Genomic DNA, 26,993 nt, shown 5'->3' with positions numbered 1-26,993 from the left:
CGCTTGATGGAGCCGCCGCCATAGGCCAACATCACCGTGTTGCCGTATTTACTGATCAGGAAAAAAGCCGGTTTCAAGAGGTCGTTGAATCGATGGCACACCTGATTATGGAGTTTTCACAGCAGGAAGGCTTTGACCATACCGCAAGTTTTTAAGGTCAGGTCGTACCGGGTGTATTTCTAGGCAAATGAAAATGAACCGCTGGAACCGGTGCGTTTCCATATTGCGGAAGGAGCGCCTACTGCATATGAAACAAAGGTTTAGATAACGAAATCAGGAAAATGTCTGCTCTGCAATAACGTTTCCAAGATGCCGGAAAAGAGTGCTACGAAATTATCATACACATTATTGAGGTGCGGAGCGCCGAGGTTGTGAAAAAGTGGATGGACTTCTTTGGAGAGACGACGTATTCCTGTTGACCCACATTCTGACTCACAATCGGAAAGGACTGTGTGGAAACAGTAGAGTACATTGGGTGAAGCGAAACTTCATACTGAGCGAAAAGTGCCTAAGAAGGCCGGAAACGGCTCCTTGGCACTTTTGATATACTTCGTAATCAGCAGGTCAGGTGTTCGAGTCGCATCAGTATCTCCAGAAAGATGAAACAATTGGGACTCTAAGCGCAACGCCCAGAGCCCCCATTGTCTCATCTTTTTCTTTTCCGGGATTCCAAAATACCGCTTACGCAAAGCGAACGCAAAGGCCCGTTCCAAAACCGGAACGGGCCTTTGCCTCCGACTCACTCTGCCCTTTCGTAGGACTGTTCAAAGGCCGACTTGGGGATGATATACGCATTCTGGTGGTCATCCTCATGGCAGACCAGCCAGTCCCCAATCTCACCCAAACGCCAGTCGCCCCACACAAGGACCTCCAGCCGGCAGTTCAGCTGAGCGGCCCAGATTCGAGGGGTATCCCTGACAATGCACTTTTTGGCACAGGGCGCCAGCACCACCGCCTCTTTTTTGCCGGCATGGTACGCCTTCGGCTGCCACAGCCATTCTCCGTCCAGGGGAAATTCCTCGTCCGTCAGCTCATATTCTCTCCCCAGCTCCTCTTCCGTGATATAGGAGACCTCATGCTCCGCGTCGATCAGGATGCAGAGCGCGGGGGCAGCCTTTTTGACGATGTCTCCCACCGGCGTGCGGAGAAGAATTTCCGTCCCTTCCGGGAACAGGTCCATCGTCCGCACGAAACCCACAGGCGCCTTTTTCTTGCGGTAAAGCTCCGCCTTGTTTTTGCAGAACTCCTCTGCCCGGGCGGGCTCATACTCCTCTGTTCTGGGGGCAAGACGTTTGAGGGGCGTACGGAAATAATCGGTCAGGCGCTGGAAAATCAGCTCTCCGGCGGTATAGAGCAGATTGCCGTCCGGGCAGCTCTTTTCCAGCAGAGCAAGCGGCAGCCGTCCTGCGGCCTTGGTCCGGTCGCCGCCGCCGTCATTCCCCATGTCCCGGACAAGCCAGTGAACCACCTCATCCGCCCGGTCTCTGCTCTTGCTGCAGCGCACGGAAACCTTGACGCACCGCTCTCTTTCCAGCAGACAATAGGCGACGCACACGGACAGCTCATGAACATCCATCATCATGTCGCTGACGATACCCAGCATATACGGCTCGGAGGTATTCACCGGAGCCAGGGCAAAATGGTACTCCGGATGGTAGCGCAGATTCATAAAAGCGCTGCCTGCGGTACGGAAATCATTCAGGGCCAGAGCCGCGCTCTGGAGCAGGAGAATGATGTCCCAATCGAACCGCAGGGCGTCCAGCATCTCCCGGTCCAGTTTCTCGGTGCCCTTGAACTTCTGGGTATCCATGTACAGGCCGTAGTACAAGGCGGTGGACAGCAAACGGTCTTCAATGGGGAATCCAACCTTTTTCAGCATGGCCCAAATCACGGTGACGCTGGCGCTGCAATCCGTTCGCACCTCACACAGCTCCGGCAGGACCTCTCCCATATCAAGCTCGTGGTGGTCAATGACGGCGAGATTTCGGTGGGGCAGCGTGGAAACATTGCGCTGTCCGGCCCGGCAGTCCACCGTAATCAAAAGCTCCGCCTCGTCGTCCGTCCTCCGCACATGCTCCAGGGGGATGTTCAGCTTCTCAATCATCAGCAGCAGATTGTTTTTCGTGACCGTCCGCCCGCCGCTGTATACCAGCTGGGGGGACTTCCCCTTGCTTTCCAAATATTTCAGCAGTGCGTAGCCGCTGGCAATAGCGTCTGCGTCCGGGTCATCATGGCATTGGATTACAATATCTTCATATTGCAGTAAATCCTCTAATGTCATCAAACCGTACCTCCTCGTCAACTTTTGGCGGCGTCTCAAACAACACCGTGTTTCTTTATTTGCAGCCGCAAAAAAAGGCTCTCCCTCTATCCATAGCGGCTGACCCATCCCATTATATCCGCTGTTTTCTCATTTTTCAATACGCACTTTTCAAGTTTATAAAAATAGTAAACATTCTAACGCAAACGGACAGACAGACCGGCTCTCCTTCATCCGCAGACGGCCGTCCTCAGGCCTGGCGAAAAAGCAGCTCCCAGTTTTATGCAGCCGTCATATTTTGTGCATATCACAGAGGGCCCGCCGGCTTTTTCCCCTGCAAACATGGGTCAAACGTACACGACACGTCCCGGGCGGAAAAAGGTCTTGCAAAAATAATCCCCTCCCAGTATAATGGGGCAGACGGCTATACGCCAATTTCTAAATCTGACAGACATACGGAGTAAGCAGTTATGAAAAAAATTGATTTCTCAAAGAAGAGCCCGGAAGGAAAGCAGACCCGCATCGGCAAGAAGGTAGGCAACGTGGTAGTAATCATGCAGATGATATCCGTTGTTTTTGCCGTGGGCATGTGCGTCATCATGTTCCGTTCTTTGGCGACGGGGATGCTGGAACAGCGCTGCACCAATGGTACCAATATGCTGGATTACATCCTGAGCCAGTCCGACGGCACAGAGGACGTCAACCAGCTGCTGGATGATCTGAAAAGCCGCATGGGCTGCGAGTTTACCATTTTCGAGGGAAATACCCGGGCTTACACCACTGTAGTCCAGAACGGACAGCGGGCCGTGGGTACCACCCTGTCCTCTGATCTGGCCGAAATTGTCCTGCAAAAGGGCCAGAGCTATGTCGGCAGCGCAACCATTCTGAATGAAGAATATCTGTGTTCCTATGTCCCCACCAGAGACGCCACCGGGGCAGTTAACGGTCTCATCTTTGCCGGTATCTCCTCCGCGGATGCCAACCACCAGATTTTTATGACGGTCATCTGGTCCTCCCTGGTGAGCCTTGCCGTCATTGTTGCATGTATCTTTTTCCTTACGGCGTACCTGAAAAAGACCGTTTCCAATCCCCTGGCTGAGATCACCCGGGTGGCCAGCCGCCTGGAGCAGGGCAACTTCGGCTTGACCAGCGGCGAAGAGAACACCATCGCCGTTCAGTCCAACGACGAGGTGGGCCAGTTAGCCCTTATCTTCGAGAGAACCATCCAGCGTCTCCGGTCTTACATAGGCGAAATTGCCTCCATACTGGACTCCATTGCCTCCGGAGACCTGACCGCCTCCGCTCAGCAGGAATATGTAGGAGATTTTATGTCCATCAAGGTCTCCCTGAACAGCATCCAGTCCAAGCTGAACGAAACCCTGAGCCAGATTCGCAGAAGCGCCGAACAGGTATCCGCCGGCGCCGAGCAGGTGTCCAATACCGCCCAGGCTCTGGCGCAGGGCGCCACGGAGCAGGCCAGCTCCGTGCAGGAGCTCTCGGCCACCATCAGCGATATTTCCGGAAACGCTCAGCGAACCGCCCAGGCCACAGGGCAGGCCGGTCAGTTTGTGGAGCAGGCCGGCGGCCAGCTGGGCGTCAGCATGGAATATGTCAAGCAGCTCAACGTAGCGATGAGTAAAATCTCCCGCTCCTCCGAGGAAATCAGCAAAATCATTGCCGCCATTGAGAACATCGCCTTCCAGACGAACATCCTGGCTCTGAACGCCGCTGTGGAGGCGGCCCGGGCCGGAACCGCCGGAAAGGGCTTCGCCGTGGTTGCCGATGAGGTTCGCAACCTGGCCAATAAATCCGACGAGGCCGCCAAAGCCACCAAGGACCTCATTGAAAGCTCCATTGCCGCCGTGGCCGAGGGCAGCAATGTGGTAAACGAGGTAACCCAGGCTCTGGACCGCACCAGCGTCAGCGCCGGCGGCGTCACGTCCCAGATGTCCATCGTGGTGGTAGAGGTGGAAAAGCAGACCTCCGCTATCAGCCAGGTTACCGAGGGAATCGACCAGATTTCCAGCGTGGTGCAGACCAACTCCGCCACCAGCGAGGAAAGCGCCGCCGCCAGCCAGGAGCTCTCCTCCCAGGCCAGCCTCCTCAAAAGCCTGGTGGCCGCGTTCCGTTTGAAGTAAGAAGGGCATACCGGCCCGCCTACGCAAGACAGCATCCTTTTATTCATAACGGACCTCTCAAGAATTCCCGCCGCTGCTCCGTTTCCGGCTTTTCCGGAAACTGTGCTCCGGCGGGAGTTTTTTGATATCCGGCCCCGATTCACCCGTCTGGATTCGGGGCCGGTTTCTGTTTGCGGGGAACGCGGGCCGAGGGGACACGGATGATGCCTGCGTCACTTTTGTCAGAACCAGACTCGACGGAGCAAGGTCCGCTTTGTTACGGCAGTATTTTCTAAAAACTGCTCCCCTCTTTTCGCCAAACCCGCCACGCTCTGCCCGCCTCCCTTGGCGCTTCCGAAAACAGCGCGGGACAGTGCCCGCCCCATGGGAGTGTCTCATCCGAAGATTTTAAGCAGAGGCCTGTCCCGGCCCGTTTTCCGGAAAGCCCTGTATCATTGGAAGAGCGGGCTGGCACAGAGACCCGCCCCTCCTTCCGATAAAATGCGCGAACAGCCCCCACTTTCCTCTTGACTTTTCTCTTCTCGGGGCTATAATATGAAAATAATTCTCATTTTCATATTGGAGGCGTATGATGCCCTATACCACCAAACAGCGTCAGGCCGTGCTTCAGGCCCTGGAGCGCCGGGGGGAGCGTCCCGTCGCCGTGCCGGAGCTGGCGGACGCCCTCCGCCGGGAGGGCTGTCCCGTGGGCCTGGCCACTATTTACCGCCAGCTGGAGCGCCTGGCGGAGACCGGCACCGTCCACAGAATCGCCACAGAGACCGGCGCTCTCTATCAGTACTGCCCCCGGCGGGACGCGGGGCAGACCTGCTTTCTCCTGCGCTGTGCCGCCTGCGGCCGGGTCGAGCATCTGGACTGCCCTCAGCTCCGGTCCCTCTATCAGCACCTGGCGGCGGAACACCGCTTTCAGGTGGACCCCCGACAGACAGTGCTGACCGGACTTTGCGCCCTGTGCGCGGAACAGGAGGCGGAGCATGGAGAAAACTGATCTCATCGCCTGCCGGAACGTCTCTCTGGGCTACGAGGGCCAGAGCGTCCTGACCCATCTGGACCTCCGGGTTCAAAGCGGGGACTATCTCTGCGTGGTGGGGGACAACGGTTCCGGCAAGTCCACCCTCCTCCGGGGGCTGCTGGGGCTGCTGCCGCCCCAGTCCGGGGAAATCTGGCGGGCCCCGGAGCTGAGACAGGGCGCCGTGGGCTACCTTCCCCAGCAGACCCAGGCCCAGCGGGATTTTCCCGCCACGGCGCTGGAGGTGGTCCTCTCAGGCTGCCTCAACCGGAAGGGCCTCCGCTTCTTCTACACCGCCGCGGAAAAAACCCAGGCCCTGCAAAATCTGGGAAAGCTGGGCGTTCTGGAGCTGAAGGACCAGAGCTACCGGAACCTCTCCGGCGGCCAGCAGCAGCGGGTCCTGCTGGCCCGCGCCCTCTGCGCCGCCAGCCGCCTGCTGATTCTGGACGAGCCCATCACCGGTCTGGACCCCGCCGCCGCCCAGGATCTTTACAAGACCCTGGCCTATCTGAACCGGACGGAGGGCATGGCGGTCATCATGGTGACCCACGACCTCCGTCCCGCCCTCCGGGACGCCGGGACGGTGCTCCACATCGGGCGGCGGGGAACCTTCCTGGGGACGCCCCAGGCATATCTGGCCTCGCCCTATGGGCGGCGGTTTAAGGAGGCGGAATTGTGAGCCTGCTGTATATGTTTTCCTTCCCCTTCATCCAGCGGGCCCTGATTGCCGGGGTGCTGGTGAGTCTCTGCGCCGCCCTTCTGGGGGTGCCCCTGGTGCTGAAGCGCTATTCCATGATTGGCGACGGGCTATCCCATGTCTCTTTCGGAGCCCTGGCCGCCGCCGCGGCCCTGGGCTTCGCCCCGCTGTCCTTCTCCATTCCCGTGGTGGTGGCGGCGGCCTTCCTGCTGCTGCGGGTGGCGAACCACCCCCGGTGGAACAGCGACGCCGCCATTGCCGTGGTCAGCGCCTCGTCCCTGGCCCTGGGCGTCCTGGTGATTTCCCGGACCTCCGGCATGACTGCCGACGTGGACAACTACATGTTCGGCAGCGTCCTGGCCATGAGCCGGACGGACGTGATTTTGTCGGCGGCGGTCTGCGCCGCCGTGCTGGCCCTCTTCATCCTCTACTATCACAAGCTCTTCGCCATCACCTTTGACGAGAGCTTTTCCCGGGCCACCGGCCTTCAGGCGGACCGGCTCAATGCCCTGCTGGCCATTCTGACGGCTCTGACCATTGTGCTGGGGATGCGGATGATGGGAGCCATGCTGATCTCCTCCCTGGTCATTTTCCCGGCCCTGACGGCCATGCGGCTGTTCCGGAGCTTCCGGGGGGTGGTCCTCTGCGCCGCCGTCACGTCGGTGGGATGCTTCTGCGCAGGGCTGACGGTGTCCTTCGCCTGCTCCACGCCGGTGGGGGCCACGGTGGTGGCGGCCAATCTGGCCCTGTTCCTGCTGGCCTGCGGCCTGTCGGCTCTGGGGCGGCGCAGGAGCCGGTGAAGCTTTCCACGTCAACTGCCGGATGCGGAAAAGGCGGCCGTCCCCTTCTCCGAAAGACGCCAGGACCGGCATTCCCGGAAGAAAATTTCACTTTTTTGAAGAAAACCCTTGCAATCTCCGGAAGAGCGTGCTATAGTAACAGTTGCTGCTGCGGTGAAAGCTGCGGGGCAGAATCCGTTTTAGAAAGGGGTGAACAGAGCAATGAAGGAAGGAATCCATCCCAATTATCAGCAGACTACGATTATATGCGCCTGCGGTAATGTGATTGAGACAGGTTCTACCAAGAAGGATATCAAGGTGGAAGTCTGCTCTAAGTGTCACCCCTTCTTCACAGGCAAACAGAAGCTGGTGGATACCGGCGGACGGGTCGCCAAGTTCAACAAGCGGTTTGGACTGGACAAGTAAGCCTGACACTGTCACATTCAAAAGAGCGCGCCGTAGTCCGGCGCGCTCTTTTTCGCGCCTCTTCTTTTCGCGCCCCTTCTTTCGCGCCCCTTCTTTCGCGCCCCTTCTTTCGCGCCCCTTCTTTCGCGCCCCTTCTTTCGCGTCCCTTCTTTCGCGCCCCTACTTTTCGCGCCCCTTCTTTCGCGCCCCTTCTTTCGCGCCCCTACTTTTCGCGTCCCTTCTTTTTGCGCCTCTTCTTTTCGCGCCCCTTCTTTCGCGCCCCTTCTTTTGCATCTCTGGAGAGGAGACGGCAATGAGCTATGAAATCCTGCGCCTTACGGACCGGCCGGAGCTGAAGGAGACCGCCGCGCGGTGGTTCCACGAAAAATGGGGAATCCCCGGCCTATCTGGACAGCATGGAGGAATGTCTGTCCGGAACGGGGCCCGTTCCGCAGTGGTACGCCGCTGTGGACTCCGGGACCATCATCGGCGGGCTGGGGGTCATCGAAAATGATTTCCACCCCCGGAAGGACCCAACATCTGCGCGGTCTATACGGAGGAGGCCCGGCGGCGGGAGGGAATCGCCGGAGCCCTGCTGCGCTTCGCCTGCGCCGACCTAAGCGCCCGGGGAATTGATACCCTGTATCTTGTGACAGACCATACATCCTTTTACGAGCGCTATGGCTGGGAATATTTCTGCCCGGTTCAGGTGGACGGGGACCCGGGGCCTTCCAGGCTGTATATCCATCGAGAGCCGGCGTCCCGCCGCGGCTCCCGGGAAGGCCGTTTTGATGAAGTCTGATGAAGGAGGAGCCATGGAAGAGCTGGACCCGAAACAATCGCCCCGGGCGGAGGCCTTCGAGCTGTGGATGAAGGCCTCCATGCCCATGGTGACGCTGTTCAAGACCCTGGACGTCACCCGTCTGGTGCGCCTCAGCCGGAGGCGGGGCCTGAAATTCAACCTGCTTTTGTGCTGGTGTGTGGGCCGGGCCGCCTCCCGGACAGAGGAATTCTACACCCTCCCGGTGGGAGACAGGCTGATCCGCTATGAGCGTCTTGCCGTCAACACCGTCGTGGCCCTCCGGGACGGAGGCATCGCCACCTGCGACATTCCCTTTTCCCAGAGTCTGGACCAGTTCCGGCGGGATTACCTGACCCTCACCGCCCAGGTGCGGGAGAATGGCGCGCCCTATGATATGAACGGCGATTACATGGTCATCGGGACCTCCGCCCTGCCTCAGACGGAGCTGGACGGGGCCGTGAACATCTACGCCGGATTTTACAACAACCCCTTTGTCATCTGGGGAAGGTACCGGAGGAAGCTGTGGCGGGCTTCCCTGCCCGTCTCGTTTCAGTTCCACCACACACAGATGGACGGGGGCCACGCCGCCGGGTTCCTGGAGAACCTTCAGGACGCAATCCGGACCCTGGACCCCTGAGCGCTGAAATTTCCCGTTGCTTTTTTCTGGAAACGGCATATACTGAAAGCAGCGGTTCAATTTGAACCATGAAAGGAGTCCTTGCCATGAGACTGCAAGCTGCGGACCCCAAGACCCTGGCCGGGGAATTTCTCCAGGCCTTTGGGAACCAGAACGCCCTGCTGACTGCCGGAGACCGGGAGCGCTGCAACACCATGACCATTGGATGGTGCCAGCTGGGGCGGCTGTGGAACCTGCCGGTGTGCACCGTCTATGTGCGCCCCGAGCGCTATACGTATCAATTCATGGAATCCCACGACTATTTCTCCGTCTGCGTCCTGCCTGACGGCGAAGCCTGCAAGCAGACCATGTCCCTCTGCGGCGCCCAGAGCGGCCGCCTCGTCGACAAGGTCAGGGAATGCGGCCTGACTCTCCGCTATGGCGCCGGAGACGCCCCCCTCTTCGAGGAAGCGGCGCTGGCCCTGGTCTGCAAAAAGCTCTTCGTTCAGGACATGGCCCCCGCCTGCGTCACCGCCGGTGAGGACAAAATTCTGCCCTACTACGGCAAAAAAGGCGGCTGGCACCGAATCTATACCGGGGAAGTCGTGGAAGCCTATACAGCAATTAAGAATTAGAAATGAGGAATTAGGAATTATCCGCATTCATTCCTAACTCCTATGGCAGGCCTCATAACCGCCGCCAGCAGGCCGCCGAGGGCGGCGGCCCCTGCAGGGATGTGTAGGGGCCGGCCCCCTGGCCGGCCCGTTTGTACGGAATTTTGACGTTTGCTATAATTCCTGACTCCTCATTCAGCAAAGGAGAACTATGCAAGAAACAAAAGAAATTCGTGACAAAGTGGTCCTTGTGGGCCTGAACTCCCCGGTTTTGAAGAAGGAGGAGACCGCCACCGAGGACACCCTGGATGAGCTTTCCGCCCTGGTGGAGACCGCCGGGGGCGAGACCGTGGGCATCGTCCTGCAAAACCGGAACGCCCCGGATCCCCGGACCTTCATCGGTGAGGGCAAATGCGCCGAGGTCAAACTCTACTGCGAGAACACCGAGGCCACCATGGTCATTTTCGACAATGACCTCTCCCCCTCTCAGCTCCGGGTACTGACGGAGCTGCTGGGGGTCCAGGTGCTGGACCGCTGCGGCCTGATTCTGGACATCTTCGCCCAGCGGGCCCGGACAAGAGAGGGCCGGTTACAGGTGGAGCTGGCCCAGTATCAATACCTCCTGCCCCGGCTCACCGGCATGTGGACCCACCTGGAGCGCCAGGCGGGCACCAGCGGCAGCGGCCCCATCGGCTCCAAGGGCCCCGGCGAAACCCAGCTGGAGACCGACCGGCGGCACATCCACCGGAAAATTGACAAGCTGCGGGAGGATCTGGAGGACGTGCGCCGGGTGCGGAACACCCAGCGCCGGCAGCGGCAGAAAAACGAGGTCCCCGTGGTGGCTCTGGTGGGCTACACCAACGCCGGCAAATCCACTCTGCTCAACCAGCTCACCGGCGCGGGCATCCCGGCCAACAACCGCCTCTTCGACACCCTGGACACCACCAGCCGCCTGCTGGCTGTGAACGACACTCTGAACGTGGTCCTCAGCGACACCGTGGGCTTCATCCGCAAGCTCCCCCACCAGCTGGTGGAGGCCTTCAAGGCCACTCTGGAGGAGCTGGAGTACGCGGACCTTCTCCTCCACGTCATCGACGTGTCCTCTCCCGACTGGCAGACCCAGGCTCAGGTGGTGGAAAAGCTGATTCTGGAGCTGGGGGCGGGAGAGCTGCCCCGCATCGACGTGTTCAACAAGTCCGACCGGGTGGCGCTGGGGGAGATCATGCCCCACGGCGAGGATATCTGTTCCATCTCCGCCAGAACCGGCGAGGGCGTGGACAAGCTTCTGGATATGATCGCCCGGCGGCTGGATAAGGGGTCCCGCCGGGTCACCCTTCACCTGCCCTATGACCAGGGGGGCCTGCTGGACACGCTCTACAAGGAGGCCAGGGTGGAAGCCGTGGAGTATGGGGAGACCATCGACGTGACGGCGGTGTGCGGCCCCCGGACACTGGGCCGGGTGGCGGCCTTCATCGACGGCTGACCGCCAGTTCCTCCCCGGTGCGCATCCCCAGGAGGAAGGCCTGAATAGCCGTGAACTCCATCGCCTTGGACAGGCTGTTCCATTCTGTGGAGCGCAGATTGTTGCGCACTAAGTCGATGTGAAAGGCGTAGTCCCCCTGGGGCGCGGCGTCGATCTGGGGCTTGATGTAGTGGGTGTAGAGCCAGGGCATAAAATCGGACATTTCAAACTCCTCCTGTTGCGTCAAATTTTATATGTCAATTATAACGCATATCGCCAGTCATGTCAAGGAGCTGTTGCATGGAAATTAAGAATCGATTGAAAGCACTTCGTCAGGAGCGCAAAGAGTCTCAGGAACGGGTTGCCAGAGCCATCGACATTACATTACGCAATTATCAAAGGTTTGAGGCTGGAGAAGGTTTGCCAAGCCTCCCGGTTTTCTGCGCTTTGGCAGACCATTTCCAGGTCAACGCGGATTACCTGCTGGGCCGGACCGACGTGCGAAATATGCTCCCGCCGCCGGAGGAGCCCCAATAAACCAGACGGGCCGGCCTCTAACCCCTAATTCCTCATTCCTCATTCCTCATTCCTCATTCCTAATCCCTCATTCCTCATTTCCAGGAAAGGCGGTGTTCCCATGTCCGGTTACCGCGTCCCCTTTCAGGACGCCGAAAGCGAATTCACCGAAAAGCGTTCCCGCTTCATCAGCCACATCTGGCGGGTAGAGAGCGAAGAGGAGGCCCGGGCCCGCATTGAAGAAATGCGCAGGCGGTACTACGACGCCCGGCATAACTGCTGGTGCTACCTGCTGCGGGAGGGGGGCGTGGTCCGCTACAGCGACGACGGCGAGCCCCAGGGCACCGCCGGACAGCCCATGCTGAACGTGTTTCAGCGGGAGGAGATCACAAACCTCTGCTGTGTGGTAACCCGGTACTTCGGCGGCGTGCTGCTGGGAGCCGGGGGCCTGACCCGGGCCTACAGCCGGGGGGCCAAGGACGCCCTGGACGCCGCCGGCACCGCAAAGGTCAGCCTCTGGACCCTGTGGGACGTGCCCTGCCCCTATTCCCTGCTGGAGCGGGTGAAGCTGGATGCCGCCGCCTGGGGCGGTGTCATCCGGGGCGCGGAATACGGGGCCGACGTGCTGCTGCGCGCCGCCTTCCCCCCAGAGGGCGCGGCGGCCTTCGCCCGGTGTTTTACGGAGCTGTCGGCAGGACAATTGTCCATGCGTCCCGCCGGCGAGGAATATCTGCCCGGCCCCCGGGAGAGCTGACCGGCTCCATTCCCCTCTCTCCGGCGGGCCCCCTCACAGCCAAAGCCGTCCTGTATCCAGAAACCGAAGACCGCCGCCCATCAGAGATGGGCGGCGGTTTTTCGGAAACAGGTGTTATTCCGCGGAGCGGAGCTGATAGCCCAGTTCCTGGACCCGCTGGCGGATCTGCTCCTGACGGACGCCGGTGGTGTCATAATCCACCGCGACGCAGCCCCGGTCACTGACGCTGACCGAGGTCACGCCGGGCAGGGCGTCCAGCTCCCGTTTCAGCAGCTTTTCGTCGTGGCCGTCCGCGGCGTTTTCCAGCGAAAAATAGGTGCTTAAATGGGCCATGGGAAATCCCCTCCTTACTCCCCCGGCGCCGCGCCAAAGACTTTTAGCACGCAAAAGCTTTTAGCGCCCTGAGGGCTTTTTCGCACGCCAGAGGCTTTTAGCGCCCTAGAGGCTTTTTTGCGCCCTGAGGGCTTTTTTGCGCCCTGGGGGCTTTTTTGCGCCCTGAGGGCTTTTTTGCGCCCTAAAGGCTTCTTTCAGAGAGTTTTCCCCAATCCGGCGGTTTTATGTACCCGCCTCCTCTGTTGGGCACTCTAAACCGGCGGTCAGCTGCTCCAGCTCCGCGCCGCTGCGGTCCATGACCCGGGGCAGCTGGGAAAGGCTGACCTCAATCTTCCGCAGCTCCTCCGTCACGTGGCCGGCGGCGCTCTCAAAGGTGCGCATCAGCGCGTCGTACTGCGTCCGGAAGCTGTCCACCGTTTTTTTCATCTGCCGGGCGGAAGCGGTTTCCAGGTCGTCGGCCCGCTTCCGGGCCTCGCACTCGATGGCCCCCAGCCGCTCCCGGAACTGGGCGTAGGCCTGGGCGTCGGGCCGCAGGGCGGCGGCCTCGGCCCGAAGGCGGGACACCTCGGCCTCCAGGGGGCGGAGGGCCTCCAGCTCCGCCCTGGCGGCGGAAGCCTCCTCCTGGGTCTTCTGGAAGCCCTCGCAGCGGCTCAGCAGCGCCGCCGACTCGTTTTCGGCGTCCTGAAGACGCTGGCTCAATGTCTGAATCTCCTTGCGGAGGGCTTCGTTTTCCGCCTCCAGCGACCGCTGGGCAGCGGCGGCCTTCTCCGAGGCCTGCTCGATGTAGCGCATGACATCCTGTTTGTCGAATCCGCCGAAGGCAGCAGTTTTAAAGGAATAATTTTCCATAGGTCCGCCTCTCTCTTTTGTATTCCGTTCTCGCTTTGTCCGCTATTATACCACAGACGGCGGCGATTGACAAGACCGGCCCTTTCCGGGGGTGTCCAAACACACAGTTAGAAGAAGTCAAATAAAGAAAAGGGAGCATCAACCCCTGTATGGAGAGAATGACAGCGCTGTTTTTGGCGAAAAAACAAGCCCAAAGGACGGCTGTCTCTCCGCGCCGCTTTGTCCCCGTGCGCGCTTGCCGGGGCATCTGTGAACCGGTTAACCGGAGAGCCGGCGGTTTACCTCCTCGGCAATGTCCGCCATGCGGCTTTCCAGATAGGGGCCGGGGCACTCGGTTTCCGGGTTGAACATCTTGTGAATGGTCAGGGTCCCGGTCTCGTCACCGGTATAGGTCAGGGAGGGAATGCCGTTTCGCCGGCACACGTCGGCGCAGAGCGCGATCAGCGTCTCATAGGCCGCGTCGCTGACGTGCCAGTCCCCGCCGGTTTCGTCGTTGGCCACCTCGATGGTCACTGCCTGGTGGTCGTTTTCCCGGCTGCTGGAGGTCCAGGGGCGGTTTCCCTCCTCTACATACAGGCCCACCCGGCCTTCGCTGTCAATGCCATAGCTGGCGGAAGATCGCCGGTCCCGGTCGGAGAACAGATCGCCCAGGGCTTCCAGGCTCATGTTCCCGGCCATGTGGTGAATGGTTATTTTTCGGATTTCGTCCGCCCGGGGAAAGTCCGCGTTGGGAGAGAGAAGGATGTACTCCGTCAGGGGGCTGTTTCGCTGGGTGATTTCCTGAACCTCCGCCTCTGTCAGCGCTCTGGACAGGGTGTTGGGGCGGCTGGTGACGGCGGTGAGGCACAGCGTCAGCACCAGCGCCGTCAGGGCGCAGAAGCCGCCCAGAAGCAGGCGGACGCTCCGGATGTCCCGCGCGCTCACCTGTTCCTGCGCTCTGTTTTCCTCCTGCGCCCCGCTTCTTTTTTGCGCCCTGCTTTCCTCTCGCGCCCTGCTTCTTTTTTGCGCTTCTCGCGCTTTGCTTCGCTTCACGCTGCCGTGCTTTTTGTTTTCAGAGGAACTCATGTTCCGCCTCCTTTTTATCCGCCCGAAAGCGGCTGAACAAGTGCCGTGGAAGAGCGCAGGGGAGAAACGCGGCTTTGAACAATTTGCACACTTTGTGTATACTTTTCCGCTTCTATTTTACCTGAGACGGAAAATGGTGTCAAGGGCCCGGGCCGGAATGGGAGGGGCCTTCCCCCATTTTAAAAGGAGGCGGGCTCCGTCTTTTGGAGCTGCCCAGGGAATTGGACCGCCGCCCGGGATATGGAGGGGATTCCATGGCCTTCCGCCGTGCTGAGGAGATGGAGACAGGCGGGATCTCTGTGAGAAATCCCGCCTGTGCATATGCAGAAAAATGGATGCCTGTAGAGGCAGGGGCGGAGCTTACCCCCCGGCGTTCAGTCTGGCCTCGGCGGCAGCCTGCCGGGCGCCGGCCTCCCGCTGGAGGGCCAGGGCCTCCTCAATGCCGGTGAGGATGGTTTCCCTGACCTGGGTCAGGGTTTCCAGCTGGGCCGCGCCGGTGTCCGCTCCGGCCTGGGCGGAGGCCAGCTGCTTGCCCAGGGCCTCCTGGGTCCGCCGGTCCAGGGCCTCCATAGCCTGGGCCTGGAGCCGCTGGCGCTTCCGGGCTACGGCCTGGCCCAGGGTCTTTTTGAAGACGGGCAGGGTGACAAGAAAGGCGGCGTCGATTTTCTCGATGAGGCTGGCGTTGCTGCCCTGTATGGTCTGGAGCATAGGGAGAGACTGCAGGGCCGCGATTTCCGCCGTGCGCAGGTCCTGCACCCGGCGTTCCAGAAGCGTGTGGGCCTGCCTCACGGTGTCCAGGTCCATTTTCAGGGCGGCGTTTCCAGGATTCCGGGCCAGTTCCGCCTCCATTGTGCCGATATGGGCCTGGATTTCCTTCAGCCCCTGTTCTCCCGCCAGAATGTAATTCACCAAATTCTGGTAATATCGGAGATTGGCGTCATAGACCGCTTTCATGCCCTGATTGCGGGTCCGGACATCCGCCTCATACTTTTTCAGCTCGATATAGACACGGTCCACCTCTTCACCGACGGCCCGGTATTTCTCCAAAAGCTGGTCCTGCGTCAGGGGCTTGGGCTTTTTCCTGAACAGGAAAAAGCCCTTGGCGGATTCTTTGCCGGCGTCGAAGTCCTCCGCATTGAACTGCTCCATCACGCCGCCCAGGGCGCTGAGAAGAGGACCGGCGTCGCCGGCCTGCCCCTTCCGGATGCTTTGCAGCACGGCGTCGGAGCACCGGGCCAGCTCTTTGGCCGCCTCGCCGCCGAAGGTGACGATGCTGGGCAGGTCGTAGACGTGAATCTGGCCGGTCAGAGCATCCAGACCCCGGCTGTCCGCCTGGGCCAGGCGACGGCACTGGGCGGAAAGCTGATTTTCAGAGGCGCTTTGCGGATTTGACATGACGCCGTTCTCCTTTCGCTGGTTTATGTGTGACGCTCTAGAGTCTGTTTTAAAACCATCAAAACACCGTCTTGGGGTATCTTTTTCCGCCAGGACTGCGTTGATTGGACTTGAAATCCGTCAGGATTCCCGCGTCCAATCGCCTTGTCTGACGATTGGATAGCCGTTGGCGGCTCTGCCGCCTTACGGATATCACATGCCCATTGGGTAAAAAATCTGCCCCCATCCGGCATTCCGCTGGTTTTAAAACAGACTCCAGGACTCAGCCGCCGAAGAGACGGCGCCAGCCCTTTCCGTTCTTTCCATTCTTTCCGCTGGGACGGCGGTTCCGCAGGTCCGGAACGGTCAGGTCATAGAGGTAGTCCCCGGCAATCAGGGTGTCGAAGCTGTCGGAGCGGATATGGGCCTCCAGATTCCGGTAGCCGGTGGGAGTGAAAACCGCGATGTCAAAGCCCACCAGGTTCAGGAAGGCCAGCAGTACGCATTCCTCCAGGGAGAACAGGGTCTCGGTGGTGTCGACAATCAGCAGCTTGGGAATGGCCCGGGTAAAGTCGAAGCTCTGGAGCAGCCGCAGCAGCTCCTTGTCCAGGTTCATCAGTACGGAGAGCATGACGGCCGGCAGGTCCGGCCCGCCGTCCACAATCAGGTCGTAGTCAATCAGGGCCTGAATTTTCTCCAGGATGTAATTCTGGGTGTCCTCCGGCAGATAGCCGTAGCGGTAGAACCGGGAGGCCGTCAGGGCCCTGGGGTCCAGCCTGCCGTTGTGCAGAAAGGCCTGGGCGGCGTTCCGGCTGATGCCTTCCGCCCCCACCGGGGTCAGGAAGGGCAGGGCGGTAATCAGGTAGGTCCCCGGCGTCAGCATGGAGTGAATATGGTCCCAGTAGAGAGTGAGGTCCCCCTTCTCAACGCCGCAGATTTTGGAGAACAGATTGGGCACATAGACCACGCCGGCCTCCGTCCGGAAAGAGGGGCGATATTGGGCTTCCTCGGGCCACAGCTGGCCCACCTCGTCATAGGTGGTCTTCAGGGTCACAGGCTGGGAGCGGGTAAACTGCCGGTCCCGGAACATGCCGGTGTCGCTGTAAAGAAGGTGGTCCAGCTCCTGCTGGGCGTCATAGGCGGTGGTCCGGGCCCGGACCTTTTCCTCCCGCTGGGGGAAGGGCTCCGGAGGGAGACTGTCCTCAAAGGAGGCCTCCAGCCAGACGTGAGGGAGAAAATGGGTTTCAAATACGTCGGTTTTCTGAGAGGAAATATACAGCACATCCGCGCCCATCTGCGCCAGAGCCCACAGCAGGGCGGCCTCCGGTTCGGTGATGGGTCCGTAGTAGAGCAGAGCGGGGGGATACGCGCCGTTGGAGACGTTGGGAGGGAAGAGCTGCCCGGCGCAGCGGCGGAGCCAGCAGGCCAGGCGGACGCTGTAGTTAAAGAAGCGGCTGTCGTTGGGCTCGGGGTGCCGCTCCATCACCAGGGCCAGGGCCTTCTGTGCCTTTTGGGTCCAGGGCAGGCCCCTGGGCATCCGCTCCGCCAGAGCGTGGACCATGGCCGGACGGGCCAGGCCCGGAACCCGGAAGGTCTCCGTCTCGGCGGGTGTGGGGGGCTGAATCCTCTGGTCCATCAGCAGCCAGGGCCGCCCGGACTCGTCCAGGCTCCGTTTCAGCCGGAAAAGCCGGTTTCGGTAGACCTCCCGCTGGTCTGCCCCCAGCATCAGGGCAAAGAGATTGGAGGACCCCCCCTCTCCGCCCCGCTGGCTGAGGGGCAGCAGCAGAGCGTCCCATACGGGACGGCCGCCCACCCACTGGTTCAGACCCAGGACCTGGCCCGCCGGCTGTTTCCGGGCTGCCGGGGCAGGCGGGGGAACAGGGGCCGGCGGAGGCGCGGGAGCCGGCTGGGGCGGCGGCTCATGGTTCGCTCCGGCGACGAGCCGGGAATAGCGGCCCTCGGGGTCCGCCTTGTTATAGGAGGCGTCGGAGAGGAAATGGAGATACCACACGTCGCAGCCCGCCTGATGGAGCAGGTGGAGGAACAGGACCTCGTGCCGGGAGACGTCCCCCTGAAAGAGGACCTTGGGCGGCTCGGCCCCGCCCAGCCCCGCCAGGGCCCGGCCCGCCGGTCCCCGGAGCCAGCACATAAATTTTGTATAGACGTTTTTCAGAATGTTTCCGTTGACATTTTGCTTTTGCAGCAGGTACAGGGTGTTCCAGACGGCCTCGCTGAGGGCGGGACGGCGGTCAGGCCGCACCTGACCCAGCCAGAGGGAAATCTGTCGGTCAATCAGGGCCCGGTTGGGGGAGAACTGGGTGCCCGCCTCCTGGTAGAAGCGGTCGGTCTCCTCACGGGTGGGATTGGGCAGATCGGTGAGGCAGACGCCGTTTTTCCCGGCCTGAGCGCGGTAGCGCTCCAGCAGGGCCAGGGTCTCCCTGTCCCAGCCGATGAGCCGGAAAAAGCAGGGCTGGGACGGAACCCGGCGGTCCAGGGGCAGAAAACAGGTATTCAGGCGCTCCAGGTCGGTCATGCTTCCGCCTCCTTGCCGGCGGGATTCGGCCCCGCCTTGAATCGTTCTTTGTATTATGGTACTACAACCGGGCGGCAAAATCAATCCCATTTCCCATGAATTCCGTCATGCTCTCCCGGCGTCTTGCGCCCCGGTTCCGGCTGTGGTAAAATTAAAAAAATTCAAAAACCCTTTCGGGAGAGGAGGAACGGCATGGAAAACGCACTGGAATTTGCCAGCCGGGAGGCGTTCAGAAGCTGGCTGGAGGAGCACTGCCAGTCCAGCGGCGGCGTCTGGCTTCTGCTGGGCAAGGCCGGCGGGCCCAGAACCATCCGGGCGGCGGAGGCCCTGGAGGAAGCACTGTGCTTCGGATGGATTGACGGGCAGATGCAGCGGGTGGACGAGGGCTCTTATCTGAAATATTTTTCGCCGCGCCGGGAGAAAAGCCGGTGGTCGGAGAAAAATAAGGCCCTGGTCCAAAGTCTTGAGAAACGGGGACTGATGACGGACCACGGCAGAAGGAAGATTGAGGAGGCCCGGAAAAACGGCCAATGGGACGCCCCGGACCTCATGACCCTCACGGAAGAGCAGGCCGAGGAGCTTTCCGCCCTGCTGGAGGGCCATGAGCCCGCCTTCACAAACTTTCAGGCCATGCCGCCATCGGTGAGAAAGACCTATGCCCGGGCCTATTTCGACGCAAAGACAGAGGCTGGGCGGGAGCGGCGTCTTGCCTGGATCACGGACCGGCTTGACCGGAATCTGCGGCCCATGTGACCCGGGCGCCTGCGGAAAGCGGGGCAGATCACGCCCCCCTGCACCGCCGCCTGATGATATGTGTGAGGGGGCACGCCCTCAGCCATTTTCCCCTTTACATCCACCCCGGTCTATGCTATACTGAATGTGCTGTATTTTTCCCAGTTCATGTCGGAACCGGCTTTATTCATGTGCATCCGGCCGGAGCAGGCAGCTCAGCCGCTTGCTCCGGCTTTTTGAATCCGGAGCTGTCCCCCGCCGGAACCGGCGGGCTTTGAGTCTGTTTTAAAACCGTCCAAACGCCGTTTCTGGGCGTTCTTTCCCGCCTTCTGATTTCCTTTGAATTTCAGTGGAAATTCCTCGTCCGGCAGGAAAGTCCGTCTCAGCCCGGCATTCCGCCAGTTTTAAAACAGGCTTTGACACAGCCCGGCCACTGTATCCATTTAAAGTCAAAAAATCAGCGCATATCAGAAAGAGAAAAGGAGATACCTATGGGTAAGAAGAAACAAGGACAATTTTCCAGCAGCTGGGGCTTTGTCCTGGCGGCGGTAGGATCCGCCGTGGGCATGGCCAATGTGTGGGGCTTCCCTGCCAAAATGGGGAGCTACGGCGGCGGGGCCTTCCTGATCGCCTATCTGGTTTTCATCGCGCTGTTCGGCAGCGTGGGTCTGGCCGCCGAATACGCCGTGGGCCGCAGAGCCAAAACCGGCACGCTGGGTTCCTACCGCATGGCCTGGAGCACCCGAGGCAGCGCCGCCGGGCAGGCCGGCGCAATTCTGGGCTGGCTGCCTCTGGCGGGCTCCATGTGCATCGCCCTTGGCTATGCGGTCATCATCGCCTACGTGCTGAAGGCCTTCGCCGCCTCTCTGGGCGGCTCTCTGATGACGGCGGACACGGCCGTCTGGTTCGAGTCCTTCTCTCTGGCTGATTATTCCGTCATCCCCTTTCACGCCATTGTGGTGGTAGGCACGCTGCTGACGCTGTTTCTGGGGGCCAAGAGCATCGAGAAAACCAACAAGGTCATGATGCCCCTGTTTTTCATCATTTTCGTAATTCTGGCGGTACGGGTAGCGCTTCTTCCCGGCGCCGCGGCGGGCTACCGTTATATGTTCTCCCCCCGCTGGGAGGAGCTTCTGGACCCAATGGTCTGGATTTGGGCCATGGGACAGGCCTTTTTCTCCCTCTCCATCACCGGCAGCGGCATGATTGTCTACGGAGCCTATCTCCATAAGGACGAGGATGTGGCGGCACTGGCCAGACGGACGGCTCTGTTTGACACCATCGCCGCCCTGGTGGCCGCCCTGGTCATCATCCCCGCCTGTTTTGCCTACGGACTGGATATCGGCGCGGGCCCCTCCCTGCTGTTTGTCACCCTCCCCCGTATTTTACAGGACATCCCCCTGGGCCGGCTCTTCGCCATCATCCTCTATACCGCCATGGTGTTCGCTGGGGTCAGCTCTCTGCAAAACATGTTTGAGGCGGTTGGCGAATCCCTTCTGCACCGCTTCCCCCGCATGAGCCGCAGGCTTGCGCTGGTCCTCCTCTGCCTGATCTGCCTGGGCATCGGCGTCAATATGGAGCCCATTTTCAAGTGGGGTCCGTGGATGGATATTGTTTCCATCTATATCATCCCCATCGGCGCGACGCTGGGCGCAATTTCCTGGTTCTGGATTATGCCTCGGAACGATTTGCTGGAGGAAGTGGGCCAGGGCGCGGGAAAAGCCCCCGGGCAGCTGTGGTACAGCCTGGGCCGATATGTTTATGTGCCCTGCGCGGTGATTCTGTGCTGTGTGGCACTGTTCCTGAAGGTGGCATTCTAAAAACCAAACAAAACGCCTTCATAATTGCTGCCATCGGGCCGCCGGGGGCGGCGGCCCCTACACACCCCTTTGTCGGGAATTTTGATGCTTGCTATAGTCACCGCAGTTGAAAAGAAGCATCCGCTTCTTTTCAACAAGTGCGGCGATGATTCGCCGCACAGGCCGTAAAACGGCCTTGCGGTGGACTTCATAGTCAGCACAGAGGGGTTTTTTCCTCACCCGTCAGCGGCTCCGCCGCTGTTTGAAAATCGGTAGATACCGATTTTCAACTGTGCTGACTATATAAAAATTCCGCCGGTCAATGGCTTCATTCAGGTTCCTGAACCCCAGAAGGAAGCAGGCCGCCCTTCCGCCAGCACTCGGAGGAGCGGAATCCTGGACAGAATTCGGCCTTCTCGCAAAAGAGTCCGGCCATAGGATGCCAAATTGGGATAAAAAAGCCGAAGGACATTGTCCTTCGGCTTTTTTTGAACGCCAGTACTTACTTCGCAGCCTTGGCGGCCCGGATGGCCTCGGTCAGCAGCGGGGTGACCTTGAACAGGTCGCCGCAGATGCCGTAGTCGGCAATCTCGAAGATGGGAGCCGTGTCGTTCTTGTTCACGGCGATGATGCACTCAGAATCCTGCATACCGGCCTTGTGCTGGATGGCGCCGGAGATGCCCAGAGCGATGTACACCTTGGGATGCACGGTCTTGCCGGTCTGGCCCACCTGATGGTCGGCAGACAGCCAGCCGGAGTCGATGGTGGCGCGGCTTCCGCCGACAACGCCGCCCAGCTCCGCAGCCAGCTCCTCGGCCAGCTTGATGCCGCCCTCGACGTCCTTGCTGATGCCGCGGCCCACGGAGACGATGAAGTCCGCGCCGATCAGGTCGACGAGCTTCTTGGCGGCCTTCACCACCTCGGTGACCTCGGTCTTCACATCCTCGGCGCTGAGGGTGAAGGAGGGCTTCTCAATGACGCAGGCGTCGGCCTTGGCCTGGTCGAAGGGATTCTTCTTCATAACGCCGGGCCGCACCGTCGCCATGCAGGGACGGAAGCGGGGGCAGATGATGGTGGCCATCAGGTGACCGCCGAAGGCCGGACGGGTCATCTTCAGGTTCCGGTCCTCCATGTCCCACTTCTGGCTGTCCACGTCGATGGTGGAAGCCTCCCGCAGGAACTGGATGTAGTTGGCCACGTCGATGTCCAGGTGGGTGCAGTCGGCGCAGAGGCCGGTGTGCAGCCGGGCGGCGCAGCGGGGGGCCAGGTCGCGGCCGATGTTGGTGGCGCCAATCAGGAAGGCCTCGGGCTTGAGGTCCTCAATCACGTCGCAGATGACCTTGGCATAGGCGTCGGTGTTGTAGACGGCCAGCATGGGGTCCTCGCAGACATAGACCTTGTCCGCGCCGTAGCCGCCCAGCTCCTTGGCGGCCGCCTCGATGCCCTCGCCGCCCAGCAGCAGGCCGCAGAGGTTCACGCCCAGCTCGTTGGCCAGGTCCCGGCCCTTGGAGATCAGCTCGAAATCGGTGGGCATCAGCTTGCCTTCGCGCTGCTCGCAGAAGACCCAGACGTCCTTGAAAGCGGCGATATCCGCGCTATTGAAAGTAGACATATTCGTTTTATCCCCCTTCTCTTAGATGATGTGCTTGGCGGCCAGAATGCCCGCCAGCTTCTCGCAGGTGGCCTTGTCGTTGCCCTCCAGCATCATGCCGGCGCCCTTCTGAGGAGGCGTGAAGCTCTTGAAGATGTTGGTGGGAGAGCCCTTCAGGCCGATGGTAGTGGCATCGATCAGGGGATCGTCCTTCAAATCGTCATAGCCGAAGGTGGTCAGGGGCTTTCCATAAGCCTCGAACACGCCGCCGACGCTCATATAGCGGGGCTCGTTCAGCTCCTTGATGCAGGTAATCAGGCAGGGGGTCTGGGTCTTGATGGTCATATAGCCATCTTCCAGCATCCGCTTCACCGTGATGGTATTTCCGTCCTTGGTAATATCGGCGGCATAGGTAATCTGAGGCAGATGCAGCTTCTCCGCCATCTGGGGACCTACCTGGGCGGTGTCGCCGTCGATGGCCTGGCGGCCGCACATCACAATGTCGTCGTCCTCCACGCCGATGCGGTTCACCGCGGCGGCGAGAATCTGAGAGGTGGCATATGTATCGGAACCGCCGAACTCACGGGCGGAGACCAGAACGGCCTCATCAGCGCCCATGGCCAGGGCCTCACGCAGCATGCCGGCGGCGGGAGGGGGACCCATGGTGACCACAACGACCTTGCAGCCGGTGGCGTCCTTCAGTTTCAGGGCGGCCTCCAGGGCGTTCATGTCGTCGGGATTGGTAATGGTCTGCATGGAAGCACGATTCAGGGTGCCGTCGGGATTCACCGCCACCTTGCCGGAGGTATCGGGAACCTGCTTAATAGAAACAATGATTTTCATAACCTTTTACCTCCTATTTTATTTCACGCCCAGGCGGCTGGAAATAACCATGCGCTGAACCTCGGATGTACCCTCATAGATCTCGGTGATCTTGGCGTCGCGCATCATGCGCTCCACGGGATACTCACGGGTGTAGCCATAGCCGCCGAACAGCTGAACGGCGCGGCGGGTGACGTCGGAAGCGGCCTCGGCGGCGAAGAGCTTCGCCATGGAGGCGTCCATGGAATAGTCCTCATGGAGCTGCTTCTTGCAGGCGGCGGCGTACACGAGGTACTGCGCGGCCTGCATGCGGCAGTGCATGTCGGCCAGCTGGAACTGGGTGTTCTGGAACTGGCTCAGGCGGCGGCCGAACTGGACGCGCTCCTGGGTGTACTTCACGGCCTCGTTCACAGCGCCCTCGCCCAGGCCCAGAGCCTGGGCGGCGATGCCGATCCGGCCGCCGTCCAGAGTCTGCATAGCGATCTTGAAGCCCTTGCCCTCTTTGCCCAGCAGGTTTTCCTTGGGAACGATGCAGTCCTCAAAGATCAGGTCGCAGGTGGAGGAGCCGCGGATACCCATCTTCTTCTCGTGCTTGCCGGTGGAGAAGCCGGGGAAGCTCTTTTCGACAATGAAGGCGGAAATGCCGTGGTTGCCCTTGGACTTGTCGGTCATGGCGAAGACCACGAAGGTGTCGGCCACGTTGCCGTTGGTGATGAAGCACTTGGAGCCGTTGAGAACATAGTGGTCGCCTTCCAGAACGGCGATGGTCTGCTGGCCGGAGGCGTCGGTGCCGGCGTTGGGCTCGGTGAGGCCGAAGGCGCCGATCTTCTTGCCGCTCAGCAGGTCGGGGAGATACTTTTTCTTCTGCTCCTCGGTGCCGTGCTCAAAAATGGGCGCGCAGCAGAGGGAGGTGTGAGCGGAGACGATGACGGCGGTGGTGCCGCAGACCTTGGCCAGCTCCTCCACGCACATGGCATAGGAGAGAACGTCGCCGCCGGCGCCGCCGTACTCCTTGGGGAAGTAAATGCCCATCATGCCCAGCTTGGCCATTTTCTCCACGGTCTCCATGGGAAAGCGCTCTTCCTCGTCAATCTCCTCGGCCAGGGGCTTGACCTCGTTCTCGGCGAATTCCCGATACATCTTGCGGAGCATCAGCTGCTCATTGGAAAGGTGAAAATCCATACCTTAATAACTCCTTTTCTATCAGGTTTTACTTGGAATAATCAAAGAAGCCCTTGCCGGTCTTACGGCCCAGCTCGCCGGCCCGAACCTTCTTGCGCAGCAGCAGGCTGGGACGGTACTTGGGATCGCCGGTCTCATTGAACAGGGTCTCCATGATGGCCAGGCACACGTCCAGACCCACCAGATCGCCCAGAGCCAGGGGGCCCATGGGATGATTGGCGCCCAGCTTCATGGCGGTGTCGATGCCCTCGGCATTGGCCACGCCGGTGTCCAGCAGGTCGGCGGCCTCGTTGATCATGGGGATCAGGATTTTGTTGACCACAAAGCCGGGGGCCTCGTTGACCTCCACGGGCTCCTTGCCGATTTCCTTGGAGAGGTTCCAGATCACGTCAAAGGTCTCCTGGGTGGTCTTGGCGCCGCGGATGATCTCAACCAGCTTCATGGCGGGGACGGGATTGAAGAAGTGCATGCCGATCACCGGGTGATTCAGGCCGTTGGCCATCTCGGTGATGGACAGGGAGGAGGTGTTGGAGGCGAAAATGGCCTCGGGCTTGCACATGGCGTCCAGCTCACCCAGCAGGGCCTTCTTGGTGGCCATGTCTTCCTTGACGCACTCGATAATCAGGTCGGCGTCGGCGCAGGCGGACTTCTCCTCCACCAGCACGTTGGCCAGCAGAGCGTCGGCGGCGGCCTGCTCCATCTTGCCTCTCTCCACGCTCTTCTGGAGTCTGGCGGCCAGCTTATCCTTGTGCTTCTGGGCGGACGCCACGCTGCTGGCGTACATCAGGGCGGTGTGGCCCTTCGCCGCGAAGACCTGCGCAATGCCGCTGCCCATGGTGCCAGCGCCGAAAATAGCTACCTTCATAATGTTTCCTCCTGTTATTTTGATTTTGTGGCTCATTTTACGACCATTTTCCCCCGCCCCGGCTCCTGCGGCAGAGACGGCGGAAAGCGGAGCAAATCCCGACTTTGCTAATTTACTCACAATGTTCATTATAGGATTTCCAGCTGAAATTATCAAGTACTATTTGCTTCCCGCCCCTGCTCCAGCCCTCTTTTTTACGCTTCGCACAAAATATTCGTTAAAATTTATACAATTTTTCGGGAGGTTCTCCAGCCCTGCCCCGCTCCTCTCCCGGCCCCCGCAGAATTTTCATTTACAGCCGGCCCATCCTGTGTTAAAATGGAGAAAATCTGGAAAAAGCGCCCCCGGGCGCGGAAGGACGTCAACCTATGCGGATGCGAAAAAAGAAGAACCTGATTCCCCGGATGGAGCGCTGCGGCGATCATCTGATTCGGGACCCCTATGACCGCCCCGGCCGCTGGCGGGAGCTGATGCCCCAGGCCCAAGAAATCCGCCTGGAGCTGGGCTGCGGCAAGGGCCGCTTCACCGCCGGCACGGCGGCGGCGGAGCCCGGCGTGCTGTTCCTGGCGGTGGAGATGGTGCCGGACGCCATGGTGGTGGCTATGGAGCGCTGTGTAAGGGCGGGACTCACCAATGTTTTCTTCATCAGCGCCAACGCCGACCAGCTCCCCAGCTTCTTCGCCCCCGGCGAAATTGACCGTATTTACATCAATTTCTGCGACCCCTGGCCCAGCGGACGCCACGCCAAGCGCCGCCTGACCCACGGCAATTTCCTGAAGCTCTACCGGCAGGTCCTGAAAATGGGCGGTCAGATTCATTTCAAGACGGACAATCAGCCCCTCTTCGAGTTCTCCGTGGAGGAGCTGCCCCGGTTTGGGTTCGAGCTGTCCGAGGTCACCCGGAACCTTCACGAGGACGGTCCCGTGGGGGTCATGACGGACTATGAAGCCAAGTTCCACAGCCTGGGCCAGCCTATCAACCGCTGTGTGGGCACCATGGTCCCCTGGGAGGAGCCCTTCCCCACCACCTTCCGGGCGGTGAAAAACCAGTGGCTGGACGCCTTCGCAGACGGGGTTTCCCAGGAGGACCTGGGAAAGCATGTGCTGTCGGAAGGGAATTATCTCTGGCATATTTTTTCCTGGAAGCTGACGCCCTGTTTGGAGGGAGACGCCGCACGGAAAGCCCTGGCGGCTCTGCCCGCCGGGAAGGTCTACCTCTTCTACGAGGGAAAATGGAACGACCTGCCCTATGTCAAGCCGGTGGAGCTGCCCCTGCCCGGGGACTTCTTCGACAGCCTTCACGACGTCTATCTGGTGGACAAGGACTTTACCTGGACCTACGTCCACACCCACGAGGCAGCCTGCGGTCCCTACTTCTGCCGGTCTGAGCAGGAGGACCACCTGATGGACTGATTTCCGGACCCTCTCCAAAAACAGAACGCCAAAAGCGGACTTCGGAGTTCCATCCGAAGTCCGCTTTTCAGTTCATTTCCTGCGCAGCTCTTTGAAAACGCTCATGGCGATGTATGTCAGATAGCCCAGGAACAGCAGTCCCATGGGCAGCAGCACCAGGAAGCCGATCACCTTTCCCACCATGCCGCAGACCGCCGCCTCTACGATGGAGCCCACCGCCGTCCCTCCTGTCTTCTTGAAGATGCTTTTATTGTATAGTCAGCACAGTTGAAAATCGGTATCTACCGATTTTCAAACAGCGGCGGGGCCGCTGACGGGTAAGGTAAAAACCCTCTGTGCTGACTATGAAGTCCACCGCAAGGCCGTTTTACGGCCTGTGCGGCG

26 protein-coding genes are annotated in these 26,993 nt (G+C 60.4%); 14 read left to right on the top strand and 12 right to left on the bottom strand.

Features of this window, described 5'->3' with window-relative positions:
- Nucleotides 1-739: 739 nt before the first annotated feature.
- A complete protein-coding gene (locus Q0063_RS10540; RefSeq protein WP_297871936.1) occupies nt 740-2,281 on the bottom strand; it encodes a bifunctional oligoribonuclease/PAP phosphatase NrnA in 1,542 nt (513 codons plus the stop codon).
- Nucleotides 2,282-2,730: 449 nt separating this feature from the next.
- Here Q0063_RS10540 and Q0063_RS10535 point away from each other — a divergent pair, with 449 nt between their 5' ends.
- The 9 genes from Q0063_RS10535 to hflX all read left to right on the top strand — a co-directional run bounded on the left by Q0063_RS10535 (nt 2,731) and on the right by hflX (nt 10,803).
- A complete protein-coding gene (locus Q0063_RS10535) occupies nt 2,731-4,398 on the top strand; it encodes a methyl-accepting chemotaxis protein (protein WP_297871935.1) in 1,668 nt (555 codons plus the stop codon).
- 568 nt (nt 4,399-4,966) lie between these two features.
- Nucleotides 4,967-5,386, top strand: coding sequence for a Fur family transcriptional regulator (locus Q0063_RS10530; protein WP_297871934.1), 420 nt, complete (start codon nt 4,967-4,969; stop codon nt 5,384-5,386).
- The gene (locus tag Q0063_RS10525; protein ID WP_297871933.1) at nt 5,373-6,086 is read left to right on the top strand and encodes a metal ABC transporter ATP-binding protein; all 714 of its coding nucleotides are present in this window, start codon (nt 5,373-5,375) and stop codon (nt 6,084-6,086) included. Before Q0063_RS10530 ends, Q0063_RS10525 begins: the two co-directional genes overlap by 14 nt.
- Nucleotides 6,083-6,904: a metal ABC transporter permease gene (locus Q0063_RS10520; RefSeq protein WP_297871932.1), complete on the top strand. Its 822-nt coding sequence runs from the start codon at nt 6,083-6,085 to the stop codon at nt 6,902-6,904. Before Q0063_RS10525 ends, Q0063_RS10520 begins: the two co-directional genes overlap by 4 nt.
- Nucleotides 6,905-7,105: 201 nt before the next feature.
- Nucleotides 7,106-7,309 carry a 50S ribosomal protein L31 gene (gene rpmE, locus Q0063_RS10515; RefSeq protein WP_297871931.1) on the top strand — a complete coding sequence of 68 codons (204 nt, stop codon included), beginning with the start codon at nt 7,106-7,108 and terminating at the stop codon, nt 7,307-7,309.
- A 517-nt stretch (nt 7,310-7,826) separates the two neighbouring features.
- Nucleotides 7,827-8,090 (top strand): GNAT family N-acetyltransferase, encoded by a 264-nt coding sequence (locus Q0063_RS14775; RefSeq protein ID WP_367180366.1) that lies wholly within the window; start codon nt 7,827-7,829, stop codon nt 8,088-8,090.
- 13 nt (nt 8,091-8,103) lie between these two features.
- Complete coding sequence (locus tag Q0063_RS10505) at nt 8,104-8,727, top strand: CatA-like O-acetyltransferase, family 2 (protein WP_297871930.1); 624 nt, start codon at nt 8,104-8,106, stop codon at nt 8,725-8,727.
- 86 nt (nt 8,728-8,813) lie between these two features.
- A complete protein-coding gene (locus Q0063_RS10500) occupies nt 8,814-9,341 on the top strand; it encodes a flavin reductase family protein (RefSeq protein WP_297871929.1) in 528 nt (175 codons plus the stop codon).
- 190 nt (nt 9,342-9,531) lie between these two features.
- The gene (gene hflX, locus Q0063_RS10495; protein WP_297871928.1) at nt 9,532-10,803 is read left to right on the top strand and encodes a GTPase HflX; all 1,272 of its coding nucleotides are present in this window, start codon (nt 9,532-9,534) and stop codon (nt 10,801-10,803) included.
- On the opposite strand, the gene Q0063_RS10490 is transcribed toward hflX, so the two are convergent.
- Nucleotides 10,790-11,005 (bottom strand): hypothetical protein, encoded by a 216-nt coding sequence (locus Q0063_RS10490; protein ID WP_297871927.1) that lies wholly within the window; start codon nt 11,003-11,005, stop codon nt 10,790-10,792. The two genes, hflX and Q0063_RS10490, sit on opposite strands and share 14 nt — an antisense overlap.
- Nucleotides 11,006-11,082: 77 nt before the next feature.
- Here Q0063_RS10490 and Q0063_RS10485 point away from each other — a divergent pair, with 77 nt between their 5' ends.
- Nucleotides 11,083-11,319: a helix-turn-helix domain-containing protein gene (locus tag Q0063_RS10485; RefSeq protein WP_297871926.1), complete on the top strand. Its 237-nt coding sequence runs from the start codon at nt 11,083-11,085 to the stop codon at nt 11,317-11,319.
- A gap of 100 nt (nt 11,320-11,419) precedes the next feature.
- Complete coding sequence (locus tag Q0063_RS10480) at nt 11,420-12,052, top strand: YigZ family protein (RefSeq protein ID WP_297871925.1); 633 nt, start codon at nt 11,420-11,422, stop codon at nt 12,050-12,052.
- 114 nt (nt 12,053-12,166) lie between these two features.
- Here Q0063_RS10480 and Q0063_RS10475 read toward each other — a convergent pair whose 3' ends face one another.
- The 5 genes from Q0063_RS10475 to Q0063_RS10455 all read right to left on the bottom strand — a co-directional run bounded on the left by Q0063_RS10475 (nt 12,167) and on the right by Q0063_RS10455 (nt 18,206).
- The gene (locus tag Q0063_RS10475; protein ID WP_297871924.1) at nt 12,167-12,385 is read right to left on the bottom strand and encodes a heavy-metal-associated domain-containing protein; all 219 of its coding nucleotides are present in this window, start codon (nt 12,383-12,385) and stop codon (nt 12,167-12,169) included.
- Nucleotides 12,386-12,607: 222 nt separating this feature from the next.
- Nucleotides 12,608-13,234, bottom strand: a complete 627-nt coding sequence (locus Q0063_RS10470; protein WP_297871923.1) for a hypothetical protein — start codon at nt 13,232-13,234, stop codon at nt 12,608-12,610.
- A 258-nt stretch (nt 13,235-13,492) separates the two neighbouring features.
- Nucleotides 13,493-14,158, bottom strand: a complete 666-nt coding sequence (locus Q0063_RS10465; RefSeq protein ID WP_297871922.1) for a peptidoglycan recognition family protein — start codon at nt 14,156-14,158, stop codon at nt 13,493-13,495.
- A gap of 501 nt (nt 14,159-14,659) precedes the next feature.
- Nucleotides 14,660-15,694, bottom strand: a complete 1,035-nt coding sequence (locus Q0063_RS10460; protein WP_297871921.1) for a toxic anion resistance protein — start codon at nt 15,692-15,694, stop codon at nt 14,660-14,662.
- A 262-nt stretch (nt 15,695-15,956) separates the two neighbouring features.
- A complete protein-coding gene (locus Q0063_RS10455) occupies nt 15,957-18,206 on the bottom strand; it encodes a YceG family protein (RefSeq protein ID WP_297871920.1) in 2,250 nt (749 codons plus the stop codon).
- A 192-nt stretch (nt 18,207-18,398) separates the two neighbouring features.
- On the opposite strand from Q0063_RS10455, the gene Q0063_RS10450 reads away from it, so the two are divergent.
- Nucleotides 18,399-18,959, top strand: coding sequence for a YdeI family protein (locus tag Q0063_RS10450; protein WP_297871919.1), 561 nt, complete (start codon nt 18,399-18,401; stop codon nt 18,957-18,959).
- 470 nt (nt 18,960-19,429) lie between these two features.
- On the top strand, nt 19,430-20,758 hold the full coding sequence (locus tag Q0063_RS10445; RefSeq protein ID WP_297871918.1) for a sodium-dependent transporter: 1,329 nt from the start codon (nt 19,430-19,432) through the stop codon (nt 20,756-20,758).
- Between the two features lie 481 nt (nt 20,759-21,239).
- Here the strand turns inward: Q0063_RS10445 and acrA are convergent, their stop codons facing one another.
- The 4 genes from acrA to Q0063_RS10425 are packed head-to-tail and all read right to left on the bottom strand — an operon-like array spanning nt 21,240 to nt 25,197.
- Nucleotides 21,240-22,349, bottom strand: a complete 1,110-nt coding sequence (gene acrA, locus Q0063_RS10440; RefSeq protein WP_297871917.1) for an acryloyl-CoA reductase electron transfer subunit beta — start codon at nt 22,347-22,349, stop codon at nt 21,240-21,242.
- 21 nt (nt 22,350-22,370) lie between these two features.
- Nucleotides 22,371-23,171: an acryloyl-CoA reductase electron transfer subunit gamma gene (acrB, locus tag Q0063_RS10435; protein WP_297871916.1), complete on the bottom strand. Its 801-nt coding sequence runs from the start codon at nt 23,169-23,171 to the stop codon at nt 22,371-22,373.
- A gap of 18 nt (nt 23,172-23,189) precedes the next feature.
- Nucleotides 23,190-24,332, bottom strand: a complete 1,143-nt coding sequence (locus tag Q0063_RS10430) for an acyl-CoA dehydrogenase (protein WP_297871915.1) — start codon at nt 24,330-24,332, stop codon at nt 23,190-23,192.
- 28 nt (nt 24,333-24,360) lie between these two features.
- Entirely contained in the window at nt 24,361-25,197 is an 837-nt protein-coding gene (locus tag Q0063_RS10425; RefSeq protein ID WP_297871914.1) for a 3-hydroxyacyl-CoA dehydrogenase family protein, read from the bottom strand.
- 368 nt (nt 25,198-25,565) lie between these two features.
- Here Q0063_RS10425 and trmB point away from each other — a divergent pair, with 368 nt between their 5' ends.
- Nucleotides 25,566-26,609 carry a tRNA (guanosine(46)-N7)-methyltransferase TrmB gene (trmB, locus tag Q0063_RS10420; RefSeq protein ID WP_297871913.1) on the top strand — a complete coding sequence of 348 codons (1,044 nt, stop codon included), beginning with the start codon at nt 25,566-25,568 and terminating at the stop codon, nt 26,607-26,609.
- 72 nt (nt 26,610-26,681) lie between these two features.
- Here trmB and Q0063_RS10415 read toward each other — a convergent pair whose 3' ends face one another.
- A complete protein-coding gene (locus tag Q0063_RS10415; RefSeq protein WP_297871912.1) occupies nt 26,682-26,825 on the bottom strand; it encodes a hypothetical protein in 144 nt (47 codons plus the stop codon).
- Nucleotides 26,826-26,993: the final 168 nt, after the last annotated feature.

The organism is uncultured Oscillibacter sp., assembly GCF_947654275.1.
Lineage (GTDB): Bacteria > Bacillota > Clostridia > Oscillospirales > Oscillospiraceae > Oscillibacter.
The sequence above is the reverse complement of the archived record's forward strand: the minus strand, read 5'-3'. Positions and strand labels throughout refer to the sequence as shown.

Excerpts from the sequence above, each read along its gene's own strand:
- Q0063_RS10540 (WP_297871936.1), bottom strand. The coding sequence starts at position 2,281 with ATGACATTAGAGGATTTACTGCAATATGAAGATATTGTAATCCAATGC.
- Q0063_RS10535 (WP_297871935.1), top strand. The coding sequence starts at position 2,731 with ATGAAAAAAATTGATTTCTCAAAGAAGAGCCCGGAAGGAAAGCAGACC.
- Q0063_RS10530 (WP_297871934.1), top strand. The coding sequence starts at position 4,967 with ATGATGCCCTATACCACCAAACAGCGTCAGGCCGTGCTTCAGGCCCTG.
- Q0063_RS10525 (WP_297871933.1), top strand. The coding sequence starts at position 5,373 with ATGGAGAAAACTGATCTCATCGCCTGCCGGAACGTCTCTCTGGGCTAC.
- rpmE (WP_297871931.1), top strand. The coding sequence starts at position 7,106 with ATGAAGGAAGGAATCCATCCCAATTATCAGCAGACTACGATTATATGC.
- Q0063_RS10505 (WP_297871930.1), top strand. The coding sequence starts at position 8,104 with ATGGAAGAGCTGGACCCGAAACAATCGCCCCGGGCGGAGGCCTTCGAG.
- Q0063_RS10500 (WP_297871929.1), top strand. The coding sequence starts at position 8,814 with ATGAGACTGCAAGCTGCGGACCCCAAGACCCTGGCCGGGGAATTTCTC.
- hflX (WP_297871928.1), top strand. The coding sequence starts at position 9,532 with ATGCAAGAAACAAAAGAAATTCGTGACAAAGTGGTCCTTGTGGGCCTG.
- Q0063_RS10490 (WP_297871927.1), bottom strand. The coding sequence starts at position 11,005 with ATGTCCGATTTTATGCCCTGGCTCTACACCCACTACATCAAGCCCCAG.
- Q0063_RS10485 (WP_297871926.1), top strand. The coding sequence starts at position 11,083 with ATGGAAATTAAGAATCGATTGAAAGCACTTCGTCAGGAGCGCAAAGAG.
- Q0063_RS10480 (WP_297871925.1), top strand. The coding sequence starts at position 11,420 with ATGTCCGGTTACCGCGTCCCCTTTCAGGACGCCGAAAGCGAATTCACC.
- Q0063_RS10475 (WP_297871924.1), bottom strand. The coding sequence starts at position 12,385 with ATGGCCCATTTAAGCACCTATTTTTCGCTGGAAAACGCCGCGGACGGC.
- Q0063_RS10470 (WP_297871923.1), bottom strand. The coding sequence starts at position 13,234 with ATGGAAAATTATTCCTTTAAAACTGCTGCCTTCGGCGGATTCGACAAA.
- Q0063_RS10460 (WP_297871921.1), bottom strand. The coding sequence starts at position 15,694 with ATGTCAAATCCGCAAAGCGCCTCTGAAAATCAGCTTTCCGCCCAGTGC.
- Q0063_RS10455 (WP_297871920.1), bottom strand. The coding sequence starts at position 18,206 with ATGACCGACCTGGAGCGCCTGAATACCTGTTTTCTGCCCCTGGACCGC.
- Q0063_RS10450 (WP_297871919.1), top strand. The coding sequence starts at position 18,399 with ATGGAAAACGCACTGGAATTTGCCAGCCGGGAGGCGTTCAGAAGCTGG.
- Q0063_RS10445 (WP_297871918.1), top strand. The coding sequence starts at position 19,430 with ATGGGTAAGAAGAAACAAGGACAATTTTCCAGCAGCTGGGGCTTTGTC.
- acrA (WP_297871917.1), bottom strand. The coding sequence starts at position 22,349 with ATGTCTACTTTCAATAGCGCGGATATCGCCGCTTTCAAGGACGTCTGG.
- acrB (WP_297871916.1), bottom strand. The coding sequence starts at position 23,171 with ATGAAAATCATTGTTTCTATTAAGCAGGTTCCCGATACCTCCGGCAAG.
- Q0063_RS10430 (WP_297871915.1), bottom strand. The coding sequence starts at position 24,332 with ATGGATTTTCACCTTTCCAATGAGCAGCTGATGCTCCGCAAGATGTAT.
- Q0063_RS10425 (WP_297871914.1), bottom strand. The coding sequence starts at position 25,197 with ATGAAGGTAGCTATTTTCGGCGCTGGCACCATGGGCAGCGGCATTGCG.
- trmB (WP_297871913.1), top strand. The coding sequence starts at position 25,566 with ATGCGGATGCGAAAAAAGAAGAACCTGATTCCCCGGATGGAGCGCTGC.